Here is a 20,804-nt window from a genome sequence, read left to right on the forward strand (position 1 = left end):
TACGCCTATATTGAGGAAGGTTAAGACAAATTATACGGCATGAATACTGAATCAAATTCTCACCATCTTACTGCTAAAGCAACCCACTTATGTGGGTAGAGCAAAGTATTTGATGGAGAAAAGACTGTGTTTATGTCCGTTTTTTGCTTTGTTGTGAAAAATTTCCACTACCAGCGTGAAATTTATGATTACATCAGAATGGCCCATGATTCTATTCAAACCTCAAGGGCGTATAGACTTACAGGGTGGCATGGCTTTGAGCGAACAAATGTCTGCTGTCGTGCCACATCAGGATCAACTTTGGATCATTGACTTAGCTCAAGTTGACTTTATGGATAGTGCTGGTTTAGTCAGCTTAGTTCAAGGTTTAAAAGTAGCGCGTCAAAATGGTTGTCGTTTGGTAATTTGTAACGTACAAGCGCCTGTTCGTTTAGTTTTGGAACTCACCCAACTTGATTCAGTATTTGAAATTTTTCATACCTACGAAGAAATTATTACCGCAGTGAACAATCCAGCTTTAGTAGTAGCTGGCTGAATTTTTCAGGTGTAAAGACGTTCCGGCGTAACGTCTTTACCAGATGCGGAAAAAATCATATTTCTGATTTCCTTATGTGTTTGGCATGGGAGAGACACTTTCTTGCTCAGATGCTGCACGAGGGAAAGAAGGCAAATCTATACCACTGTGATTAGAGGTACGGCTTTTTAGTGCTAAGCGGTAACTCACGCTTTGTAGTTCAGATTGAAGCTGTCGGTTCTCCCTTTGTAGCATCACTACTTTTTCTCGCACTGGAGCCATGCGCTCCTCAAACTTCTGACGATAAATTTGCGGTAATTCTTGAACTACTTGCTCTAGCATTCGACTGCGATCCGTTAGTTCTTGCACTGAGGAACGCAATTGGTAGATATCAGCATCGCGAGTGGCAATTTGCTCTTGATAAAATGTCACTTGCTGTTCAACTAGTTGCAGTTGTTCTCGCAAAGCTTGCATTTGAGTGAGATGATATTCAGATATCTCTGGTTGAGGCATAAAATTAGTGTTGCCCTTTACCAGTCGAAATAATTCTTGAGACAGCTGCTGCACTAGTTGATCGCGAAGCTGTAGCTCTTGGCGTAACTTCGCTACTTCTTTTGATAGAGCTTGGATAGTGTCGCGGTCAGTTTGGCTCACAGTGCAATCATGCTCCCATTGAGGTTATGGCTCGGTTTTCAGTATAAACTTGGTAGTGTAAATTGTTAACAGTTAAATATTAACTGTTAACTGTTAACTGTTAATAGTTACGCTGCTACTTCTTCTTGCTCAGCTTCGGGCTGTTTCAGTTCTTGCTTAATTGTTAGGTAGCGAATCACTTCTTCGCTCAAACGCATAGCACGTTCGAGAGTAGCAATGGCATTTGCTGCACCAGTATAGTTCATCTGAATGTAAATGCCATCCCGATGTTTATTAATTTCATAAGCCAGACGCCGCTTACCACGATTCTGAATTTGGATATTTTCTGCGCCTTGTTCCCGAATGATATTTTGGTACTTGGCGATCGCCACCTCTACCTGCTCATCTCCCAAGTCTGGACGCAAAATGAACATTGTTTCGTAAACTATCTGCATGATTTGTCTAATCTCCTTATGGACAATATGGCTGCCGAGCGTTAACTTTCATTGTTCTGCTGTTTAAACAGAGCCAATTAGCTTTTAAGACAACAAGGAATTATAATTTTACAACATTAATGAGTAAAAAGCTCGATTCATCTTATATCCTGACGCTTATTTGTACTAGTTCATTTGGTACAGTAATTGTATCAACATGATCTAGGTACTTGCTGGATATTATAGCTAAACTAAACTGTAGACTTAGTATAGCCCAAGCGCAAATATTCCAAATTTATGGCACAGCGCTATGTAAGAGTTCAAAATCAAGAAGGGATTATTTTCTATGGCTTACTACAAATATCTCTTAAAGTCCAGGTACTGGATGCTCCGCCTTGGATGGAAGGACAACCTACTGATTTAACATTAGAAGCGGATCAATACCAAATCCTCGCCCCCTGCGCACCTTCAAAAATTGTTGCGGTAGGTAAGAATTATGCGGATCATGCGGCGGAAATGGGAACAGATGTACCACCTGAGCCATTGATCTTTCTCAAGCCACCCACATCGATCATTGCCTATGAAGAAGAGATTGTGTACCCGTCACAGTCACAGCGAGTAGACTATGAAGGAGAATTAGCGCTGGTAATCGGCGATCGCACTGTTGATTGCAGTCCAGAGGAAGCCCAAACTAAAATTTGGGGTTACACTATCGCTAATGATGTCACAGCCAGAGATTTACAAAAACGGGATGGACAATGGACAAGAGCTAAGGGTTTTGATACCTTTTGCCCACTAGGACCGTGGATTGTGCGAGAATTAAATCCCAGCGCCAGATTACAAACTTTCTTAAACGAGGAGACAACTCCGGTGCAATCTGCTTGTATAGATCAAATGGTCTTTTCCCCAGATTTTTTGGTGTCTTATATCAGTAAGGTAATGACGCTGTTACCTGGGGATGTGGTGCTAACGGGTACTCCTGTGGGGGTGGGAGCAGTACAACCAGGCGATCGCATCCGGATTGAAATAGAAGGGATTGGGCGCTTAGAAAATATAGTTGTAGCGCGATCTTAAGCTCATGGGTTAGTTTGGGCTGTTAATAGTTAATTGTCAATTGCTAATAGCAATTAACTATTAACAATTAGCAATTAGCGCACCTGAGAGTGAGCTACTTCAGAGATAATTGGTATTTCTGCGTAAAGCCCTCTCAAAGCTTGAATTACAGAGTACACAGATGCACTGACAACAACTAGAAAAATCGTACTAGCTAGTGTAGAGCTAAGCAGCATTCCTGAAGATCCTGCTAGTGCAAACACTTGCATCTCACGCAAAAGCCCCAATACTGCTTGGCATAAAAATGCGACTATGGAGAGCATTAATGCTTGCATAGCGTTGTAACGCAATAAGTGTCCTAATTTATAATTTCTGACTACACCAGCAAACAGACCGATAAATACAGCAAATTGCACTATACTTAATCCGCCGTAGTTATAAAAGTAAATTCCTGCCAGGGGAACAAAGGGAATAAACAATAATGCTAAAGGGGGAATAAGATTAAACAGAAAACTTCCTAACCCTAGTACTTCTAATATAGGTATGATATAAGTTAGACTAGAAAAAATGCGGTCTTTAGTAGTTGAAGAACTCCGCCAAGTCATTATTTGTTCTCCTGCATTAAGTATTGATAGCTATTTAGCTCAGGATAACTCAATCTTAGCTTATTCTATATTAGCTATCCGAAAACCCATCATACACTCGTACTGGTCTGGTTGCTGTTCGCCCAGCTTGCGAATCGCCCATCCGCAGCGCAGTTTACCTTCACGCCACCGAGGTTTACCACTCCCATCAGCAAGTAAACAAGATTGGCAAACCTGCCCTGTGGTAAGGATTTGGTTTTCCATCACAATTACTAGCATTCCTTACAGGCTCCACAAAACTTATTTGTTTGCTTCGGTGCTTCTCCCAAAGTCAGTGACACAAATCTAATCAGATTGAATAAATTGTAACTTATTGTATGTTAGATATGTAACTTTGTAGTCAAATATAATACATAAATTTACACATCATAGGTTTTCCACCGACCATCCTTATAATTGAGTAAGTTGGGACAAATAAACTTAACTAGTCATTAGTCAAATGAGTAGATACAGTTTTCACCCCAACCGCTAATTTCCTTAAGGATAGATGAAGTGACTCTGACTAACTCAGACTTTCTTACCTCAAACGATCCCGTGGTTGCGGGATTAATCAACAAAGAACTACAGCGTCAACGCGATCACTTAGAGTTGATTGCGAGCGAAAACTTTACCTCCGCTGCCGTACTAGCTGCTCAAGGTTCGGTGTTAACCAACAAGTATGCTGAAGGATTGCCAGGTAAACGTTACTATGGTGGCTGCGAGTTCGTAGACAAAATTGAGCAGCTAGCAATTGATCGTGCTAAACAACTGTTTGGTGCTGCTCATGCCAACGTGCAACCTCATTCTGGCGCACAGGCTAATTTTGCCGTTTTTCTCACCCTGCTAGAACCAGGAGATAAATTCATGGGAATGGATTTGTCTCATGGCGGACATCTTACCCACGGTTCACCTGTGAATGTGTCTGGTAAATGGTTCCAAGCTTGTCATTACGGTGTAAGTCAGGAAACGGAAAAACTGGATTTCGATCAAATTCGGGAGCTGGCGCTTAGGGAGCGTCCTAAGCTCTTGATTTGTGGTTACTCAGCTTATCCTCGTATTATTGACTTTGAAAAGTTCCGCAGCATCGCTGACGAAATTGGTGCATACTTATTAGCAGATATAGCTCATATTGCAGGTTTGGTGGCGACAGGTCATCACCCCAACCCCATCCCTTATTGTGATGTAGTGACAACAACAACTCACAAAACTCTCCGTGGTCCTAGAGGTGGTTTAATTTTAACTCGTGATGCTGAACTTGGGAAGAAGCTGGATAAATCTGTTTTCCCCGGTACTCAAGGTGGACCTTTGGAACATGTAATTGCTGGTAAAGCTGTGGCTTTTGGCGAAGCTCTCAAACCAGAGTTCAAAACCTATTCTGCTCAAGTAGTTGAAAATGCCCGTGCTTTGGCTACCCAACTACAAAATCGTGGTTTAAAGTTAGTTTCAAATGGTACAGATAATCATTTGATGCTAGTGGATTTACGTAATATTGGCATGACTGGTAAGGTTGCCGACTCTTTGGTAAGCGGTGTGAATATTACCGCTAACAAAAACACGGTTCCTTTTGACCCAGAGTCACCATTTGTTACCAGTGGTTTACGATTGGGAACGCCTGCTATGACAACTCGCGGGATGGGAGCAGCAGAATTTACTGAGATTGGTAATATTATTGCCGATCGCCTGCTGAATCCAGACTCGGATGCAGTCCAAAATGATTGTCGGCAAAGAGTTGCAGCGTTGTGCGATCGCTTCCCCTTATACTCACACCTAGCGATCCCCGTACCAGCACTAGCATAAGAAAGTGCTAATTGTTAATTGCTAATTGTTAATTGCTGATGGTTAATTGCTAATTGCGTTCTGACGATTAGCGATTAGCCATTCTCTATTCCCCATTCCCCATTCCCCATTCAATGACTGCAGAAATTATTTGTGTTGGTACAGAATTGCTGTTGGGAGATATTCTCAACAGCAATGCTCAATATTTGGCGCAGCAGTTAGCGCAATTGGGTATTCCCCATTACTATCAAACAGTGGTGGGGGATAACGTAGAAAGACTAAAGCAGGTTATAGAAATTGCTATTTCTAGAGCGCAAATTCTCATCTTTACTGGTGGTCTTGGTCCTACACCAGATGACCTTACTTGTGAAACTATAGCCGATTTTTTTGACGTTCCTTTGGTAGAACATCCAGATATTATAAAGGATATCACTCAAAAATACGCCTTGCGGGGACGGGTAATGTCACCAAGTAACCGTAAGCAAGCTTTGATACCTAAGGGAGCAGGAATTTTACCAAACCCCACAGGTACAGCACCGGGTATTATTTGGCAACCTCGTCCGGGATTGACAATTTTCACCTTTCCTGGTGTGCCAAGTGAAATGCACCGGATGTGGGAAGAAACTGCTGTACCCTATCTCAAAGGTAAGGGTTGGGGTAAGGAAATTATTCACAGTCGAATGTTGAAGTTTTGGGGGATCGCTGAATCGGCTTTGGCAGAAAAAGTCGCCACTTATCTCAACATGCCCAACCCAACGGTAGCACCATACGCTGGTAAAGGGGAAGTTAAGTTACGAGTTTCTGCTAAAGCTGCATCTGTTGCAGAAGCGCAGGAGTTGATTGCGCCTGTGGAGAAACAACTTAAAGAAATTGCCGGATTGGATTATTACGGTGCTGATGATGACACTCTAGCTTCAGTAGTTGGTGAGTTGTTGCGTGCGTCGGGAGCAACGCTTTCGGTGGCAGAATCTTGTACTGGGGGTGGACTGGGACAGATGTTGACAGAGAATTTAGGTAGTTCTGATTACTTTTGGGGTGGGGTAATCTCGTATGATAATTCAGTGAAAGTTGGGCTGTTGGGAGTAAATCCTGATGATTTGGCAAAGTTTGGGGCAGTAAGTTCGATTGTGGCAGAACAAATGGCAGTTGGGGTGCGATCGCGTCTTTCTACTACATGGGCATTGAGTATCACAGGTATCGCAGGACCTAGTGGTGGTACTGAGACTAAGCCAGTAGGTTTAGTTTACATCGGTTTAGCAGGACCAAACGGGGAAGTAGAAAGTTTTGAGTATCGCTTTGGTGCAATGCGAGGGCGTTCTTTAATTCGTCACGTTAGCGCCTGTACCGCCTTAGATAATCTACGCCGCAAGTTACGTAGGGTGCGTTAAGTAGGGTGCGTTCACGCAGTGTAACGCACCGCATTTTACCCAGCTAAAATGATTTTTAAAACCAACTCACCCGTTTGCTTATGAATTCCCTCACCTCAACTCCCAACCAAACCGAGAATACAGTCACGATTGTTGTCACTGACGTGATTGGAGACACGCTATGTATAGCTTGTGAAGATGGACAGAAAGTATACGAACAGGTAGCAGTAGCTTTAAGGAAAGGTAAGAGTGTGGTTCTTTCGTTTAAAAATGGTGAAGATCTTACTCCAGCTTTCCTTAACCTTGCCATTGGTCAGTTATACCATTGGTTTCCTGAGGAGCAAATTGAAGCTTCTCTCAGAGTAATTGATATTCAACCTGATGATGCTGATATGATGGAAGATGTCATTAGAGATACAAAAAAGTATTTAGAAGACCCGCAACGGTTCACCTACGCCACCTTGGAAGTGTTGGGCGCAGACTATTTATAAGTAAGAAAGTTTACCGCATCAACAAATATAGATTTAGCTCAACTGATACTCTGTTGTTTGATGCTAATATCTGGTTGTTCATTTAATCTGAAGCTCGTGACGCATGATGGTGATTTTAGCGGTTCCAATTTGACCATTCTCACAGCTAATTCCAAATTATTGACATGAGATTTTGTGGCGATCGCACTGTGCATCCTCATGGCTATACTGAGTTTCTGCAGTCAAGGCTTGCACCTACAAGCTGGCAATATTAACTGGTTGAGAAGCAGGATCAAAAAGTGCGAATTGGTCAGGACTAAGGATAACATTTACGTATTCAAAGCCTCCAACTAACTTTTGATTAGGAATGGCAAGATCCACTGCATAACCTTCGGGATTTTCGTAGCATTCTACAACTGTTCCCAATGTATTTTTAGAAATAATCTGGTCGCTAAAATCAGCTTGTACTTCTACCAATGTTTTGATTTGGTCGTATTTAGCTTTCATGGTTATCTTCCTCTGATTTATCTACTTCCAGCCAGTTTGTAATCAGCCGGGGAATTTCTTTGCCATTATCAATCTGCCAGTTGGTGAAGAGGGTTCCCTACTTACGGCGGATACAGAACACCATCAACACTTACAGCTATCGTGCCATCTGAGCGACGATTGACTACATCAGTCCTGCTTCTCATTAGGTATTGTCCTACCTCTTGGGCAGAGAAATCAATCGATGAAGATAAACCTGAAATTAGTTCTTGATTGCGTTTTGTGTAAACTCTCAATCGCTCATATTGTCTACGAACATCATCTTTGTAAGTAAACTCAAGAGCATTAAACAAAAGCGCATTAACGGCATCTGCTTTATCGGCAAATTTAGTAACGGCTTGTTTCCCAGGAGCTATAAACGACAAAGTGGATGTCACCAACTCAACCGTAGAAGCAACTTGGGCTGTAAGTAAATAGGTTTTATCGAAGTTATCTAGCACTTCAGCTACTTGAGGCTGCTGTAGGAAATCATGTCTTTCTATTAGTTTTTGAGCCGCAGAACGAATTTTTATTGCATCAGCCGACCTCGAGAGTGTTGAATCCTGTAAATCCATTAATTTTATAGTCTCACTCGCTACCTCAAGAGTAATATTGTTAATTTCTTCATATTTTCCCTCACTAACTGCATCTTTTACTTCACCCAATTTTTCCTTAACGGTGACAATGTATTCGAGGCTACGACCTCTCTTTTTGAATAATTCAGGATTGGTTAATTCAGGTAGATTAAGAATTTGAACAAATTCTCCTAAATCTGTAAAAGCCGAAGCTAGTTTTCCACCTGTCTTAAATGTTGATTCTATAAAACCTAGTGTCGATACGCGACTCTCTTCTAGCGCATAAGGTAAAGCTCTAGCTATACTTTCAAGTGATAGAGAAGGTTTTTTTGTCTGTTCTTCTACACGCCGCCAATAGTCCTGAAAGTTAGAAACGATTCTTTGAGATATATCTCTACCACCATAGCGATTATCATTTTTCAGCTTACTGTTGTACTGGTCTAATTCTTGGATAATACTTGAACCGCTATTTAAAACCTTCTCTTGTGCTTTTAACTTTAACTTTTCTTGAAGATAATCAGTATAACTGACAGGTTTTCTTTCGCAACCCAAAAATCCACATTTTGATGTTCCAACAGACGTGAATGGCTTTGTCAGAAAATCACTATTGGGAATGTTAGGTTTGTCGTACTCCTTTTTAGCTGCAAGCTTTAACTTTTCATAAGCAGAAATCACTTTTCTGTTTCCGCGCAAAACCTGTGTCAGTCCTAATGATTTAACGTCTCTGAAAGTTTGTCTTACAAGTCGTGTTGGTGCTGTCGCAGTCTGTTGCCCAGTAGAAGGCGATCGCCTTGTAGTATTCTGTTGCCCAGTAGAAGGCGATCGCCTTGTTGCATTCTCAGAATTTTGTGGCAAAGAAGCAGTACAGCCAGCAGCTTTAAATTGTTGGATAATCCTAGATGTTTTAGGGTTTCTGAGGAGAGAGGAATTTGTCGGTGTCCTAACAATTCTTGGGGAACCAAAAACAAAAGTCCAGCCCGGAAATGCTACTCCTATGTAGTCTCCTCGCTTAACAATCACTGCAAGAGTTGAACTCGTGCGGATTTGACCCTTGGATATAGAGCCAAACTCAAAGCTAGCGCTATTAGTTTCACCCAAGTCAAGGGTAATAATACACACACGACCTTTGACACTTGAAGGAAATATACTCATTACTTGACTCTTTTCTGACCATTCACCCATAAAAGGTGCTACGGCTGGTTCAACCTGCGACCAAGCTTTCACAAAAGACTCTCGACTTGCCGTCTCAGATGGAGTTCGACCGTCTCCTATAATTGGAATCAGTTTCTGGAATTGTCTCATTTGTTGCTGTACTTCTGCGTCTGTTGGGTATCGCTGAGACTGTGCAAAAACTGGTAATAACCAAGCACCTAAAACTGCCAAGCTCACCCCAAAACCAAGTAACGTTGTGCCTTTCATCTAACCTCTACTCATCTTCATCTACGTAATATCCTCATTAAACATGTACTATAAATTTTACGGATATTCCGGAGAGTTGAGCATGGTAATCAAGAATAAAGGTAAGGAAAAGCAATAACCCCCCTCTTACACAGTTAAGACTTCATCGCTCTTCCTCATCAACTTCATCAGCTATCAGGATTGCCATACTTAGCAAGAGTAAATACTTCTGCTGAAAAAAAAGTTGCTTTAAACAAGCTTAAGAAGTTAGCAATCAACGCGCTTTGCTGCAAAAACCAATCGTATAGTGCGGGATTGTTATAGGTTTGTGTCCAAAAGCAAGTAATTGTCGCTGTTGGTGTCAGTTACTGGACGTTGTGGCGATCGCATAGTTTAATTATCGTCTCCTAACAGCAATTGTGTAACTAGGTCGCTGTGATGCTTCTCTTTGAGTCTTTACTAGTCGCAAATCAGAGTCTATATATATATGCTCAAAAACGGGAGTTGCTAAGTATGTTTTTTCAAATTTCCTGACGGTATTCCTGTCAAGATTTTCTAATTTGAGTTCTGTAGGCAATCCTGTTTGCACGGCTGGTTTGACTTTCGTATTAACGACATTCTTAAACCAATTATCTGCCTCGTCAATACTCAACGGAATGTCTCTGTTCCTAAAAGCCTGGAATATACCCACATTTTGGATATACCACTGATGATTGCGGACTTCATATTTTTGCATTACCATCAAGTCGTAAGCAGGTAGTCTAGATGAAACCTTGTTCAAGAAAGAAGACTGTTGCCCTGGAGCATAACGGGCAATGTTGGCATAGTAACCATCATCATGAAAGATTTGGTAAGACTGTTCGTGTATTCGTCCAGGCAAATTTTCATGAAAAGGTATAGTAGACCATACTGGTGTCCAAACACCCAGTACAATCGGTAGTTGCTTCTCAACAATTTTTCAATGGTTACGCCGATTTAATTCTTCAAAATACGGTTGCAATTCATCTTTATAAAAACTTATTTTCGCTTTCAAAGGTTCTGTGTCTCGACCTTTAACCAGTTCCACAAGTTCTTCCTTAATTTCTTGCGTACTTCGTTCGTTTGATAAGTTTTTACTTAGTATACTGACCATTACTATTTACACTCAAATACTTTTATCTTGGTGATTAATCTTACTTAAAGGCTGAGATGGGTTACCTTCTTCTCACCTTTACTAAAATTAATCTAGCTAATCAAAAAAATGATTAGCTCTTTCTCAGGAGAGAGTTTATAAATGTTCAAAATTTTTCTATTTTAAGTAAAAAATTGATTTATATCTACTTGTTCAACCTCTTCCGTAAGAAGTAATTAAATATGAATTACCCATATATATCAATCCTGTTTGATTTACAAACACGCTCTTAGGCTCAGATCCCCGACAACTTTTACGAAGTCGGGGATCTTGTTGTTTACGAATGATTTAGGATTGCTATGGAAGGTGATGCGATCGCCTACATAGGTTCGCTTTGACACTGTTGAGTGTAGACTAAGCTAATGAGCATTTAAATTACATATTTAAAGGGCTAAAGCCCTTACTACAAACAAATTACTTATGAAAAATAAATGAATATTAGCTTATTTGTGAGTAAGCAATATCGCATCAACAAAGGAAAAAATTAGCGGTAGCAAAGAACAATTACAAGGTGGTGACAGACACATCAAGAATTGGCGTTGGGTTGAACACAATAGGTCTTGTGAAAATTGGATCTATTGATAGAATTGGCGTTGGGCTACTAGAGTTAGGTAAAATTACCTCGCTCTTTTGTCCCAGGGTAAATAAATCATGGGAAGTGATTTTTGCGTTGGAAATCACGTACAAATCTGCGCCGATTCGTAAACTGCGTCGAATGCTTACGCCTTCGTGCGAGATATCTCCAAGGTTCGTCAAACCCTCTTGGGGATCGATGTCGAACACCCGCAGCCCGTTTTTCCCATCATTTCGGAAGGGAATAGCCAGAAGTTGAGTCTCAGGAAAATAACTGACTGCCTGCTGATCCCATTGAGCTTCTGATGAACTGTATCTACCGAACAAGAAACTATCTACCTCTTGAGGATTTTGAAAATCTGTGACGTCAAACAGAGAGACTTTTAAAGCACTCCCATCGCGACCAATGCCTAGCACTTGAGTGGTGTCTTCATTCTCAATCACCTGAAGATACTCGGAAAAGCCAGGAAGTTTTAATTCCCCAGCCACTGTAGGGTTAGTAGGGTTACTCAAGTCTAAGGTGAAAAAGGGATCGATCTGTCTGAAAGTGACCACAAAGCCATAGTCACCTTGGAATCGAGCCGAATAAATCCTTTCACCAGGAGCTATACCTTCGATGCTCCCGACTACGTTGAGTTGTTGCCCGACTTGCTCCAAAACATACACATTGTTTTTCGAGCTATTACCGGAGCCGATGGTCGTAGCGACTCGCACAAAGCCTTTGTCTTCATCCACTGAGAATTGGTTAAGTACCCGACCGGGTGCTTTACCCACGGCGACTAAATCTAACTTGTCGAGATTAATCTTGAAAAGGTCTGTACCACTGGCATCTGGCTCCAGCAAGTAGAGATTTTCCCGCGACGAGAAAATTTCCCTGACACTACTAGTAGGAATACCAATTGATAATTGGGGTCCTACTTGGTTGTCATCTACATCGAAGGTAGAGACAGAAGTCAACTGCACAGGATTGTCTTCTAAAGGTTTGTAGATGTTCTGGGCTGAATTGAGCAACCCTTCAAGCAGGATATTATTCTGACTGTCAAAGGTAGTAAAGTTTGGTAAGCCAACTTCTGTGACTCGACCTTCTAATCTGGTTAGGTATTCTTCTTGTGTTTCGTAGCGTTGTAAACTTACTTGCGGTCGAGGTAATCCAAAACCAGACTGGGTAACTACGTATACCTGGTCGCCTACAGCACGTGATGAGATTAAAGACCCTTCTATTTGTGTCTTTTCTTCCAAAACTACGTTCGTGCGATCGGACACATTGAATACACTGACGTTAACTTTAGGGTTAAATGATGTGAAATTATAGTTGAAAAGCGAGTTATACAAATATACAGGTGAGACAGTGGAAATTACTGTCAATTTATCTCCATAGAGATAAGCTCCTTGGATATTGCCGAGATTTTTTAAATCAGTTTGCGAGACAATGCCAAGTTGTTCTGGATTACGCGCATCAACAATCGTTAAATTCTGACCAGTAACCTGGTAAATATACTTGCCATCGGTTTCGACCAAGTCCGCCTCGTCCACTCCCGATACTTGGGTGTTGGTTTGAGAGAAGTCAGCGCTTCTGTTGAAGGCAATGTTGACGGTGTTGGTTGTTACTCCACCGTTAAATACTGCACCTGCACCAATAGTGAACAGGTAACTATTGAGATCAAAATTAATAGTAGTCCCCAACTGTGTGCCGAACAAATTCGAGTACTTCTTCACAGCATCATTGACTAAGTACTCTTTTAATTCTTCCTCAGAAGTAAATTTTTCAAAGGTTGATGATTGTTCATTTAACTGTGTAACAGCCATTTTTTCCACCTATTTGTACTAATTTGAGTGATGCTCTTTTATTGTCAAGTCAAGTTTGAGGGTTGGTAGTAGTGAGGTAGTTATTTGACTCAAATCTACCTCGCTCACACTACCATAGAGTGGAAAAAATCGGCTTGATAATCATGATTTAATTAAGATTCGATATTCCTGATGAATCTTGTTTTGTTATTCTAAAAATAGCGGCAGGAGTTTATTCATAAACTGTTCCACGGCAAGTAGAACCAGGTATTTACATTTTCTTTAATATAGGTAGCGGTAAGATTGAAGTTACGATTTTTATTTTTTAGTATGAAAATGAGATGCCAAAAATTGATTTTTATTCAGGAAAAGTGAAAGTAATGAGTTTTAATACTCTAGGCAAATTACAGGGCTATTTAATTCTATACGCGATCGCCATTTACTCAAGTACATAGCAGAGTAGCGCCAATTTCAAAACAAACTGAAAATCAACAATTGAGTCGGTTTTAACCGACTTGAGCTATAAGCCTAGAACTTCAGTTCTAGGCTGATTGCCCAAGAATGAAATAATCTAAGCTAGCCTAGAATGGCGGAGGGATATCCAACTGCTTACATATTCTGAGTGCTGTAAATTCAGGAATTTCTCTATGACGAGGTACGGAGGTACGATGGTTATTTGCCGTGTTCTCCCAGATAGAATGCTCTCCTCCCTCACGTACCAATGTACAGCCATGCTGGTTCAAATGGCGAATCAAATCCCGACGCTTCATGATGCAGCTAGATTCTCCGGAACAATGCGTATACGGGAAGCTGCTGTGAGAATAAGGTGAATAGGTTCTTCTATATCAGCTTCAGAATCAGTCAATAGCGGATTAGGGTTGGGCAAAGGCTCGCCATTCATAAGGTTTGTCTCTGCCATCTCCACAAGTGCATTTGCTAATGAGTTTCTAGCTTTTTCTAGATTAGGAGCAAATGTAATTGTTCCAGGGAAGTCCAATACCTCTCCATGTACGCCCTCATTGAGGAACTTATACATTGCTTTATATGTTAGCATTCTCGTTAATTTACAGAATTTAGTACTCAGCCTAACTACACTATTATGACGCTTCCTCCAAGGCTATGGCTACTTCAAGCCAACCTTGAATAGCATCTTTAAGCATTTCTAGCAGGTGTTCTTTGCTTTCTCCCCATGTGTGACATCCGGGTAAAGTCGGTACAGAGCCACACCATACACCATCCTCTTGCCAGATAACTGCTTTGATTTTCATCACGAATTTTGCACGTTGTGCTATACATCTTAGCGCTTGGGCGATCGCTCACCTACGCAATCAAAACCTTTTTTTAGCAAAAAATATTATGGTTTATGATTGAAGTAAACACTATTTATTAATTAACAAAATTAATCGGAGCAGTTCACATAAATGTAAAACTGACGAATGCTATTGATGAGGCGTTAGTAAGTAGGGGAATGCTTGCGCCTCATTTGCTAGGTGAGTTGGAAATTGAGGCTTTAGTTGATACAGGTGCGACATACTTGGTGATTTCAGAAGATATAGTAAAGAAGCTGGGCTTGCGGATTCGGGATCAACAGAAAGCCAAGTATGCTGATGGACGTGAGGGATGGGTGGGAGTTACAGAAGCTCTATTAATTGAGTGTGAAGGTCGTCAAACAACTGAAGATGCTCTAGTAACGGGTGATGTTCACGAATACGTCCAACATGAAGACTGGCTACCCCGAAACATTTGTCGAACTTTTCAGCACATTGCTGAGGTGAGCAAGTTGCAGCAATGTTAACAGAAAGTCCCCGATCTTTTTCTTTTTCACGCATAAAATAAGCGCCAGCTTCTACCTTTCCTGTATCTTCATTGATCCACCGCTTCTTAAGTAATGCTCGATAAACATTCTTCGCTACAAGGCAAAGGTTCTGACTTTGGCTCAAGAGAGGCAGATTGTTCATTCATTCATTCACACCTTATTAAGCCATTGTAGCCAACCTGCTAAACTCAAACCTGACACATCATTAACAACACCGTACTTCTCACCCTTTTCGTGATAAAGGTAGGTCTGTTTGTTGGCTTGGGATGCGCAAATTAGACGAACTTCTGCTTTTGTTTCTAACTGACTCCATGTGAGTCGAATACTACCCTCATCATTCGTAGAAACCCATGCTTTTGGGAAGCTATCTCTCATGAACTCAGATGCAGCAGAAACCAATTTCCATGCTTTATCAAAAGCATAAGGAGTAGGTTTCAACATGCCATCATCATCGTCATCCTCTTCTTGTAAAAGTTCAATCAGACGCTTTTGAGTAATTTCAAGATTAGCTTCACTATTTCTTCTACCTAGACTATTTACTTTAATCGATATTTCTTGAATTGGCTCTGTTTTCTCCTGAATCTTATACTGCTGAATCTCATTTTTTAGGTTAAAAATATAATCTGTCAATAATTTTAGCGAATTAGCATCTTGATATTGCAGCCAGGTATATGCAATTTCAGTTGATTTTTGACGTTCTGATAAAACAGCAATAATATTATGCCTTTTATAATCAAGCAAAGACGAAATTACGTCTTCCATTAAAAATTCTAAATTATTTCTATCTGCTTTATTTGCAGTAATTTCTTCTTGTTTGTATATTACAACCATAGCTAACATTCCTTAGGGGAATATAACGTTAATATTGGCTTCTGCTTCTACTGCCGCTGACTGAAAATAACTTTTTATTTCCTCATTTTTAAATCTGCGCTGTTCTATTTCCTCTGCAAGAGTATTCAAATCTTGCTCAACAACCACTCCTTTAAATGCAACATTATTAATTACCAATACTCCAGTCTTACAACGTATCCATGAATTGACAGAAAACCCTTAAAGCTCAATGGTTTTTTGATTATGAATTTCAAAGTTTTCTGATTTATTAAAAATAGTAGTTTGTAACTCTGGTTTACAGAATCTCTCAACAATTAGTTGCGCTGGGTTTTCTGCTTTACATACTCGCGTCAAAACCAATGCTAAACGACCAACTTGGGTTTCCATGCCTTCAACATAATGCTTTAGCACTTCCATCGAATTGCTAAGTATGTCTTCTAGCTTTACCTGTGCCTCACTAGCTTGCATCCAATAAGAGGTAACTCGCACAGGAGATACATCCATCCTGTAAGTTCCATCTTTGCTCTGAAGTACGACTCTGGGAACTTCTTGAGGAATTTCTTCTGGTAGGGGTAGTGCTTGAACACTACCATCGTACCGATGAGAGTATTTCCCCAAAATGAGCGCCAATGCTTTTGGAGCGGAGAAAGCTGAAACATTTGGCGTAAAAATGACTAACTGAGCAATAGCTATATTTAGATCTTTGCTTCTAAGCATAATTTGTCACCTCCGTGTCATACCTTAAGTGTGGAACGACAAGTATATGGTATTCCCTCCGTCATCAACCATCCCGCCTCTACCTATTAGCACAACCTATCATCGGAAGGTTGCTGTATTCTTTACAATTTGTTACAAGAGTACAAAGAAGTTCTATATATAGCTTAACCAAATGCTTGGCGGACTTACTGGTTTAACAGATCCCAAAGGTAGCGACTGGGGAGAGCGGATGCTCAACACCGTTGCTAGCCAAACGATTCGCCATATGTTTACTCGGTGCGAGTCAGTAGAGGTTTCTGTACGCTGCTATCCTTCCAGCAAACTCTTGCAAGGTAGCATAGACAGTTTCCAAATGAAAGGTCGTGGTTTAGTTATCCGCAGACAGTTTGCCGCTGAGGAAATTTTCGTAGAAACAGATGCTGTCGCTATTGACTTTGGCTCCGTTTTGAGCGGTAAACTGCGTTTGAAGCAACCTACCCAAGCTGTTGCTCAAGTTGTTTTGTCAGAATCAGGCATTAATCAGTCATTCAAAGCAGAATTGGTGAGAAAGCGCCTGGAAAACCTTACCTTACCAGCACTAACAGCATTATCTGACGGTAAACCAGTTTCCTTTACCGCAGTCCAATTGCAGCTACTGCCTAAAAACAGGGTACGGTTGGAAGCATTGGCAGATTTAAACAATGGTGAACTTGTACCGCTAAATATGACTTTAACTATAGGCATTGAACGGCGGCGGCGTATTTCATTTAAAGACCCGGAAATTTTACTTGATACAGTGCCAGAAGCACAACGGGAAATATCCCAAAATTTAAGTTTAGCTTTAGTAGAAATTTTGGATAATATGGTTGATTTAGATCGCTTTGACTTAGATGGGGTGAAAATGCGGCTCAATCGTTTAGAAACTGATGGTCAAAAGATGATTTTCAGTGGTTATGCCGAGATAGAGCGTATTCCACGTAATCCTTAGTTTTGATACCAATACTCTTAAATTAAGAACCGCAGATGGACACAGATAAACACAGATGAAAGCATTGTCTGTGTTTATTTTTGGTTTCATCCTCTAAATTCCCAGCACAGTGATTAAAAATTTATAAATATTTAAATATCTTCTGTACAATTTTCACAGAACTATCATCTATAGGGAGACGTATCGTGTCGCGTACAACATCATCACAACTACGACGAGAGTTGGGGGTTGTGGGTGCAACGGTGATGGGATTAGGTTCGATTATCGGTACTGGGGTGTTTGTCAGTATTGGTATTGCGGCGGGAATCGCTGGTCCTGCGGTGATTTTAGCTGCTATTATTGGGGCGTTAGTGGCTATTTGTAACGGACTGAATAGTGCGCAACTAGCTGCTAATCATCCGGTAAGTGGTGGCACTTATGAGTATGGGTATAAGTATCTTAATTCTTGGCTGGGGTTTACGGCTGGATGGATGTTTTTGTTGGCTAAAACTGCTTCGGCGGCTACTGCGGCTTTGGGTTTTGCTGGCTATTTGCTCAATACTTTGGGTGTGGCGGAGCGGAATTTGCTTGTACCGTTAGCTCTAGGCTCTGTGGTGATTCTCACGGCTGTTGTCTTAAGTGGGATTCGTCGCTCTAATGTTACTAATATTGTTATTGTTTCGCTAACGCTACTGTCTTTGGGATTTTTTGTAATTGCGGGTACGCCAAAAGCGATCGCATCTAGTGCAGAAAATTTCACGCCTTTTTTTCGCGATTCTCCAGCAACTGTACTTCAAGCCGCTGCTTTAATGTTTGTAGCCTACACTGGTTATGGTCGAATTGCTACCTTGGGTGAAGAAGCGAAGGAACCCCGCAAAACTATTCCAAAAGCAATCATTGCCGCAATGATTGTGACAATGGTGGTATATGTATCAGTAGCGGTGGTGGCAGTTGGTGCAGTTGGGGTAAATGTTTTAGGTAATTCCGCTGCTGTTGGGCAGGCAGCACCTTTGGAAGTAGCATCCCGCAATTTCGGTATTCCAGGTGCATCCCAGATACTAGCGGTTGGTGCAATCACTGCTATGCTGGGAGTACTACTCAATCTAATTTTGGGTTTATCTCGCGTACTCCTGGCAATGGGAAGACGCGGTGATATGCCGAAAATTTTTGCTCACTTAAATCAATCAGGCACAACTCCAGTACCAGCTACTATTGGTATAGGTGTGGCGATCGCTCTTTTAGTTTTGGTTGGCAATGTCAAAACTACTTGGTCATTCAGTGCTTTTACTGTTCTAATTTATTACGCAGTTACTAATCTAGCAGCATTTTACCTGCCCAAATCACAACGACTCTATCCCAAATGGCTAGCCGGATTGGGTTTAGCAGCTTGCTTGTTCTTAGCTTTTTGGGTAGAACCATTTATTTGGCAAGTCGGTGTAGCACTGATTGTTGCTGGGCTAATTTGGCACGCAGTAGCCCAAAAAGTGGTGCGTAACTAACTGCTATTGGCTAATAGTTAATGGCTAACTGCTAATGGAAGACTGGCTGTTAGCAATTAACAATTAGCTATTAGCCATTAACAATTCTGAATTTAAGACTCACGCCCAGATGCCCATTTATCTCGCCATTTGACTGTTCCTTCACTGGCAATTACCCAGCGACGACAGACGAGATTTTCTCTTAACGGTGAAGTTCCTTCACGCAGTAGCACGTATTTGTAAGCAATCAATTTACCAGCACTTTCATTAAAGGGAATCTCCCCAAACCAGGTGTTAGTGTTAATGTATTCCAGTCGGTAAGCTTTAGAAATATCCCAGTTACCTAACTCTGGACAATCTCCTATTACCGCAACAATCTCACCAGGCTGAGTTTGGACATTATTAAGTTGCGCCCGTACAATTGTTTGTGCCTTAACGCGCTCCCCAACGTGACTAAGGACAATTACATCTCGCGTTCCTAGTTCTAAGTTATACAGATTACCATCTTTAACTTCAAACTTGCGCCGTGATAAAACATCGGTATGTTCTCCATCGGGTAAATCTGTGGCTACAGTTTCTAGAGTTACAGTTTCCCCACGATTCATCGCTACAAACAAAACTGAATCACGGTAACGGCGCACATAACAGTAAATATCGGGCGTGAGATACTTTTGCCAATGACTGCCCATCGATACGGCTGGATTGAGTCGTCGCAAACCAGATAGTAAGCGGATATCTCGATAAATCTGCGCGTCTGTGTCCCATTTCTCCATCATTGGGCGATTATAAGGATCGTCACCCCCGTTAGTATCGTTGTGGAGGTACTGTTCTGTGCCGTAGTAGATGCAAGGAATGCCGCGACAAGTCATAATGAAAGCGATCGCTACTCGCAGCATTTCTGGATCTGGATTCAAACTTTGAAATCGGGGCATATCATGATTATCAATAAATGTAATCAACTCCGTTGCCCCGTAGTAGTGATGATCTAAGTTAAGCACATCTTGCATGAGGTGAAATCCCCCTTCAGCCCCTTTAGCCAAAGCCGCTCTAATCGCCACACAAAGTCCAAAATCTAAAATCGTCATCCCAGACTCATTGGCAAACTCAACTGAGCGATCGTTTCTCGGATCACTATAAATCCACTCACCAAAAATAAACACATCTGGTTTGTGGGTGAGAATATCAGCATTAAACTCCTGCCAAAACCAGATAGGCATATGCTTAACTGTATCAACCCGCAAAGCATCAACGCCTCGGTCTAACCATTGTTTAATCGCTGATTTAATATAGTTGCGGTAGTCTGGATTATTTTCATTAAAGGTTGCCAATCCAGACAATTCACAGTTTTGTACTTGCCACTCGTTTTCCCAATCTGTTACTTCACCATAGTGGTGATACCAGTTATGGGGATCGTCATTGAAATCAGCAATTTTCACTCCATCGTCGTAGAGTTCGCCCTTCTTGCCGCTAAAATCAGGATTGCTGTGGTTACACACAATGTCCAGCACCATTTTCATGTTGCGTTTGTGTAGCTCATCAATCAATCTGTCAAAAACTGTATCTCTGGTAGTTTGAGTTTTGTTCAGAGAAGGTTCTTCGTCCTTGCTAATAAAACGAGGGTTAATGCGCTTAAAATCTTTAGTCCAGTAGCCGTGAATCGCAGCTTGTTCAACAAATAATGCTTCAACTTGCTCAAATAAGGGTGTAAGCCACAGGGCTGTTATCCCCATGTTTTTTAAGTAATCCAGTTTGTCAATAATTCCTTGGATGTCACCACCCCAATATTTACCCCAATCTTGTTGTTCTGGATCGTACAGTTCTGGGTTTGGTCCGGCACTGTTGTCAGGATCGCCATCATAAAAGCGATCTACAACAATAAAGTAAATTGTTTCTTGGCGAAATTCAATATCTCTAGTGTAGAGAAACTCTAAGTCAATATCACTTCCCGGTTGGGCTTCTTCTACCAGAGCTTCTACTTTTATTTGTGGATCGGTTACTTCATATTGTGATTCTGAAGCTTGAGAGGGAGGAGTGGATACCATACGATGCTCTACTACTGATATGTTTCCCCATTTTCTCAAACTTTAGAAAAGTTGCAAATTTTTTGTATTTCTTTTGG

At 41.2% G+C, this 20,804-nt stretch carries 25 protein-coding genes; 8 read left to right on the plus strand and 17 right to left on the minus strand.

Annotated elements, in window-relative coordinates; genetic code table 11:
- Positions 1 to 184 precede the first annotated feature (184 nt).
- Positions 185 to 535 carry an STAS domain-containing protein gene (locus ICL16_RS30710; RefSeq protein ID WP_190835386.1) on the plus strand — a complete coding sequence of 117 codons (351 nt, stop codon included), beginning with the start codon at positions 185 to 187 and terminating at the stop codon, positions 533 to 535.
- A gap of 72 nt (positions 536 to 607) precedes the next feature.
- Here ICL16_RS30710 and ICL16_RS30715 read toward each other — a convergent pair whose 3' ends face one another.
- Complete coding sequence (locus ICL16_RS30715) at positions 608 to 1,168, minus strand: Npun_F5560 family protein (RefSeq protein ID WP_190835387.1); 561 nt, start codon at positions 1,166 to 1,168, stop codon at positions 608 to 610.
- 107 nt (positions 1,169 to 1,275) lie between these two features.
- Positions 1,276 to 1,602, minus strand: coding sequence for a 30S ribosomal protein S6 (gene rpsF, locus ICL16_RS30720; protein ID WP_190835388.1), 327 nt, complete (start codon positions 1,600 to 1,602; stop codon positions 1,276 to 1,278).
- A 276-nt stretch (positions 1,603 to 1,878) separates the two neighbouring features.
- Between rpsF and ICL16_RS30725 the strand changes: the two genes are divergently transcribed.
- On the plus strand, positions 1,879 to 2,655 hold the full coding sequence (locus ICL16_RS30725) for a fumarylacetoacetate hydrolase family protein (protein WP_190835389.1): 777 nt from the start codon (positions 1,879 to 1,881) through the stop codon (positions 2,653 to 2,655).
- A gap of 74 nt (positions 2,656 to 2,729) precedes the next feature.
- On the opposite strand, the gene ICL16_RS30730 is transcribed toward ICL16_RS30725, so the two are convergent.
- Positions 2,730 to 3,239, minus strand: coding sequence for a Tic20 family protein (locus ICL16_RS30730; RefSeq protein ID WP_190835390.1), 510 nt, complete (start codon positions 3,237 to 3,239; stop codon positions 2,730 to 2,732).
- 60 nt (positions 3,240 to 3,299) lie between these two features.
- On the minus strand, positions 3,300 to 3,497 hold the full coding sequence (locus ICL16_RS30735) for a hypothetical protein (RefSeq protein WP_190835391.1): 198 nt from the start codon (positions 3,495 to 3,497) through the stop codon (positions 3,300 to 3,302).
- A gap of 273 nt (positions 3,498 to 3,770) precedes the next feature.
- Between ICL16_RS30735 and glyA the strand changes: the two genes are divergently transcribed.
- The 3 genes from glyA to ICL16_RS30750 all read left to right on the plus strand — a co-directional run bounded on the left by glyA (position 3,771) and on the right by ICL16_RS30750 (position 6,891).
- Positions 3,771 to 5,054 (plus strand): serine hydroxymethyltransferase, encoded by a 1,284-nt coding sequence (gene glyA, locus ICL16_RS30740; protein ID WP_190835392.1) that lies wholly within the window; start codon positions 3,771 to 3,773, stop codon positions 5,052 to 5,054.
- Between the two features lie 113 nt (positions 5,055 to 5,167).
- On the plus strand, positions 5,168 to 6,421 hold the full coding sequence (locus tag ICL16_RS30745; protein ID WP_190835393.1) for a competence/damage-inducible protein A: 1,254 nt from the start codon (positions 5,168 to 5,170) through the stop codon (positions 6,419 to 6,421).
- A gap of 80 nt (positions 6,422 to 6,501) precedes the next feature.
- The gene (locus ICL16_RS30750) at positions 6,502 to 6,891 is read left to right on the plus strand and encodes an STAS-like domain-containing protein (protein ID WP_190835394.1); all 390 of its coding nucleotides are present in this window, start codon (positions 6,502 to 6,504) and stop codon (positions 6,889 to 6,891) included.
- Between the two features lie 38 nt (positions 6,892 to 6,929).
- On the opposite strand, the gene ICL16_RS30755 is transcribed toward ICL16_RS30750, so the two are convergent.
- The 9 genes from ICL16_RS30755 to ICL16_RS30790 form a co-directional block, all read right to left on the minus strand.
- Positions 6,930 to 7,091 carry a hypothetical protein gene (locus tag ICL16_RS30755; RefSeq protein ID WP_190835395.1) on the minus strand — a complete coding sequence of 54 codons (162 nt, stop codon included), beginning with the start codon at positions 7,089 to 7,091 and terminating at the stop codon, positions 6,930 to 6,932.
- A gap of 34 nt (positions 7,092 to 7,125) precedes the next feature.
- Positions 7,126 to 7,377 (minus strand): hypothetical protein, encoded by a 252-nt coding sequence (locus tag ICL16_RS30760; RefSeq protein WP_190835396.1) that lies wholly within the window; start codon positions 7,375 to 7,377, stop codon positions 7,126 to 7,128.
- Between the two features lie 101 nt (positions 7,378 to 7,478).
- Entirely contained in the window at positions 7,479 to 9,389 is a 1,911-nt protein-coding gene (locus ICL16_RS30765) for a hypothetical protein (protein WP_190835397.1), read from the minus strand.
- Positions 9,390 to 9,765: 376 nt separating this feature from the next.
- A complete protein-coding gene (locus tag ICL16_RS30770; RefSeq protein ID WP_238361032.1) occupies positions 9,766 to 10,248 on the minus strand; it encodes a hypothetical protein in 483 nt (160 codons plus the stop codon).
- Positions 10,249 to 10,326: 78 nt separating this feature from the next.
- A complete protein-coding gene (locus ICL16_RS46225) occupies positions 10,327 to 10,500 on the minus strand; it encodes a hypothetical protein (RefSeq protein ID WP_238361033.1) in 174 nt (57 codons plus the stop codon).
- A gap of 543 nt (positions 10,501 to 11,043) precedes the next feature.
- Positions 11,044 to 12,918 (minus strand): beta-propeller domain-containing protein, encoded by a 1,875-nt coding sequence (locus tag ICL16_RS30775; RefSeq protein WP_190835398.1) that lies wholly within the window; start codon positions 12,916 to 12,918, stop codon positions 11,044 to 11,046.
- 560 nt (positions 12,919 to 13,478) lie between these two features.
- Positions 13,479 to 13,667: a type II toxin-antitoxin system HicA family toxin gene (locus ICL16_RS30780; protein ID WP_190835399.1), complete on the minus strand. Its 189-nt coding sequence runs from the start codon at positions 13,665 to 13,667 to the stop codon at positions 13,479 to 13,481.
- Positions 13,664 to 13,951 carry a type II toxin-antitoxin system HicB family antitoxin gene (locus tag ICL16_RS30785; RefSeq protein WP_190835400.1) on the minus strand — a complete coding sequence of 96 codons (288 nt, stop codon included), beginning with the start codon at positions 13,949 to 13,951 and terminating at the stop codon, positions 13,664 to 13,666. Before ICL16_RS30785 ends, ICL16_RS30780 begins: the two co-directional genes overlap by 4 nt.
- Positions 13,952 to 13,994: 43 nt before the next feature.
- Positions 13,995 to 14,165: a type II toxin-antitoxin system HicB family antitoxin gene (locus tag ICL16_RS30790; protein ID WP_190835442.1), complete on the minus strand. Its 171-nt coding sequence runs from the start codon at positions 14,163 to 14,165 to the stop codon at positions 13,995 to 13,997.
- Positions 14,166 to 14,365: 200 nt separating this feature from the next.
- On the opposite strand from ICL16_RS30790, the gene ICL16_RS30795 reads away from it, so the two are divergent.
- Positions 14,366 to 14,692: an aspartyl protease family protein gene (locus ICL16_RS30795; protein ID WP_190835401.1), complete on the plus strand. Its 327-nt coding sequence runs from the start codon at positions 14,366 to 14,368 to the stop codon at positions 14,690 to 14,692.
- A gap of 171 nt (positions 14,693 to 14,863) precedes the next feature.
- Here ICL16_RS30795 and ICL16_RS30800 read toward each other — a convergent pair whose 3' ends face one another.
- From ICL16_RS30800 to ICL16_RS30810, 3 genes are read right to left on the minus strand one after another with little or no spacing between them, the layout of a single operon-like run.
- The gene (locus ICL16_RS30800) at positions 14,864 to 15,544 is read right to left on the minus strand and encodes a hypothetical protein (protein WP_190835402.1); all 681 of its coding nucleotides are present in this window, start codon (positions 15,542 to 15,544) and stop codon (positions 14,864 to 14,866) included.
- A 12-nt stretch (positions 15,545 to 15,556) separates the two neighbouring features.
- A complete protein-coding gene (locus tag ICL16_RS30805) occupies positions 15,557 to 15,721 on the minus strand; it encodes a hypothetical protein (protein ID WP_190835403.1) in 165 nt (54 codons plus the stop codon).
- 42 nt (positions 15,722 to 15,763) lie between these two features.
- On the minus strand, positions 15,764 to 16,261 hold the full coding sequence (locus tag ICL16_RS30810; RefSeq protein ID WP_190835404.1) for a hypothetical protein: 498 nt from the start codon (positions 16,259 to 16,261) through the stop codon (positions 15,764 to 15,766).
- A 172-nt stretch (positions 16,262 to 16,433) separates the two neighbouring features.
- Here ICL16_RS30810 and ICL16_RS30815 point away from each other — a divergent pair, with 172 nt between their 5' ends.
- Both ICL16_RS30815 and ICL16_RS30820 read left to right on the plus strand, forming a co-directional pair.
- Positions 16,434 to 17,228: an LmeA family phospholipid-binding protein gene (locus ICL16_RS30815; RefSeq protein ID WP_190835405.1), complete on the plus strand. Its 795-nt coding sequence runs from the start codon at positions 16,434 to 16,436 to the stop codon at positions 17,226 to 17,228.
- 182 nt (positions 17,229 to 17,410) lie between these two features.
- Entirely contained in the window at positions 17,411 to 18,706 is a 1,296-nt protein-coding gene (locus ICL16_RS30820) for an amino acid permease (protein WP_190835443.1), read from the plus strand.
- A 92-nt stretch (positions 18,707 to 18,798) separates the two neighbouring features.
- Here ICL16_RS30820 and ICL16_RS30825 read toward each other — a convergent pair whose 3' ends face one another.
- Positions 18,799 to 20,727, minus strand: coding sequence for an alpha-amylase family glycosyl hydrolase (locus tag ICL16_RS30825; protein ID WP_190835406.1), 1,929 nt, complete (start codon positions 20,725 to 20,727; stop codon positions 18,799 to 18,801).
- Positions 20,728 to 20,804: the final 77 nt, after the last annotated feature.

Source organism: Iningainema tapete BLCC-T55 (genome assembly GCF_014698965.1).
Lineage (GTDB): Bacteria > Cyanobacteriota > Cyanobacteriia > Cyanobacteriales > Nostocaceae > Iningainema > Iningainema tapete.

What these genes read in the sequence shown, in the direction of transcription:
- ICL16_RS30710 (WP_190835386.1), top strand. Translation starts at nt 185, where the DNA reads ATGATTACATCAGAATGGCCCATGATTCTATTCAAACCTCAAGGGCGT.
- rpsF (WP_190835388.1), bottom strand. Translation starts at nt 1,602, where the DNA reads ATGCAGATAGTTTACGAAACAATGTTCATTTTGCGTCCAGACTTGGGA.
- ICL16_RS30725 (WP_190835389.1), top strand. Translation starts at nt 1,879, where the DNA reads ATGGCACAGCGCTATGTAAGAGTTCAAAATCAAGAAGGGATTATTTTC.
- ICL16_RS30730 (WP_190835390.1), bottom strand. Translation starts at nt 3,239, where the DNA reads ATGACTTGGCGGAGTTCTTCAACTACTAAAGACCGCATTTTTTCTAGT.
- ICL16_RS30735 (WP_190835391.1), bottom strand. Translation starts at nt 3,497, where the DNA reads ATGCTAGTAATTGTGATGGAAAACCAAATCCTTACCACAGGGCAGGTT.
- ICL16_RS30745 (WP_190835393.1), top strand. Translation starts at nt 5,168, where the DNA reads ATGACTGCAGAAATTATTTGTGTTGGTACAGAATTGCTGTTGGGAGAT.
- ICL16_RS30750 (WP_190835394.1), top strand. Translation starts at nt 6,502, where the DNA reads ATGAATTCCCTCACCTCAACTCCCAACCAAACCGAGAATACAGTCACG.
- ICL16_RS30755 (WP_190835395.1), bottom strand. Translation starts at nt 7,091, where the DNA reads ATGAGGATGCACAGTGCGATCGCCACAAAATCTCATGTCAATAATTTG.
- ICL16_RS30760 (WP_190835396.1), bottom strand. Translation starts at nt 7,377, where the DNA reads ATGAAAGCTAAATACGACCAAATCAAAACATTGGTAGAAGTACAAGCT.
- ICL16_RS30765 (WP_190835397.1), bottom strand. Translation starts at nt 9,389, where the DNA reads ATGAAAGGCACAACGTTACTTGGTTTTGGGGTGAGCTTGGCAGTTTTA.
- ICL16_RS46225 (WP_238361033.1), bottom strand. Translation starts at nt 10,500, where the DNA reads ATGGTCAGTATACTAAGTAAAAACTTATCAAACGAACGAAGTACGCAA.
- ICL16_RS30775 (WP_190835398.1), bottom strand. Translation starts at nt 12,918, where the DNA reads ATGGCTGTTACACAGTTAAATGAACAATCATCAACCTTTGAAAAATTT.
- ICL16_RS30780 (WP_190835399.1), bottom strand. Translation starts at nt 13,667, where the DNA reads ATGAAGCGTCGGGATTTGATTCGCCATTTGAACCAGCATGGCTGTACA.
- ICL16_RS30785 (WP_190835400.1), bottom strand. Translation starts at nt 13,951, where the DNA reads ATGCTAACATATAAAGCAATGTATAAGTTCCTCAATGAGGGCGTACAT.
- ICL16_RS30790 (WP_190835442.1), bottom strand. Translation starts at nt 14,165, where the DNA reads ATGAAAATCAAAGCAGTTATCTGGCAAGAGGATGGTGTATGGTGTGGC.
- ICL16_RS30795 (WP_190835401.1), top strand. Translation starts at nt 14,366, where the DNA reads ATGCTTGCGCCTCATTTGCTAGGTGAGTTGGAAATTGAGGCTTTAGTT.
- ICL16_RS30800 (WP_190835402.1), bottom strand. Translation starts at nt 15,544, where the DNA reads ATGGTTGTAATATACAAACAAGAAGAAATTACTGCAAATAAAGCAGAT.
- ICL16_RS30810 (WP_190835404.1), bottom strand. Translation starts at nt 16,261, where the DNA reads ATGCTTAGAAGCAAAGATCTAAATATAGCTATTGCTCAGTTAGTCATT.
- ICL16_RS30815 (WP_190835405.1), top strand. Translation starts at nt 16,434, where the DNA reads ATGCTTGGCGGACTTACTGGTTTAACAGATCCCAAAGGTAGCGACTGG.
- ICL16_RS30825 (WP_190835406.1), bottom strand. Translation starts at nt 20,727, where the DNA reads ATGGTATCCACTCCTCCCTCTCAAGCTTCAGAATCACAATATGAAGTA.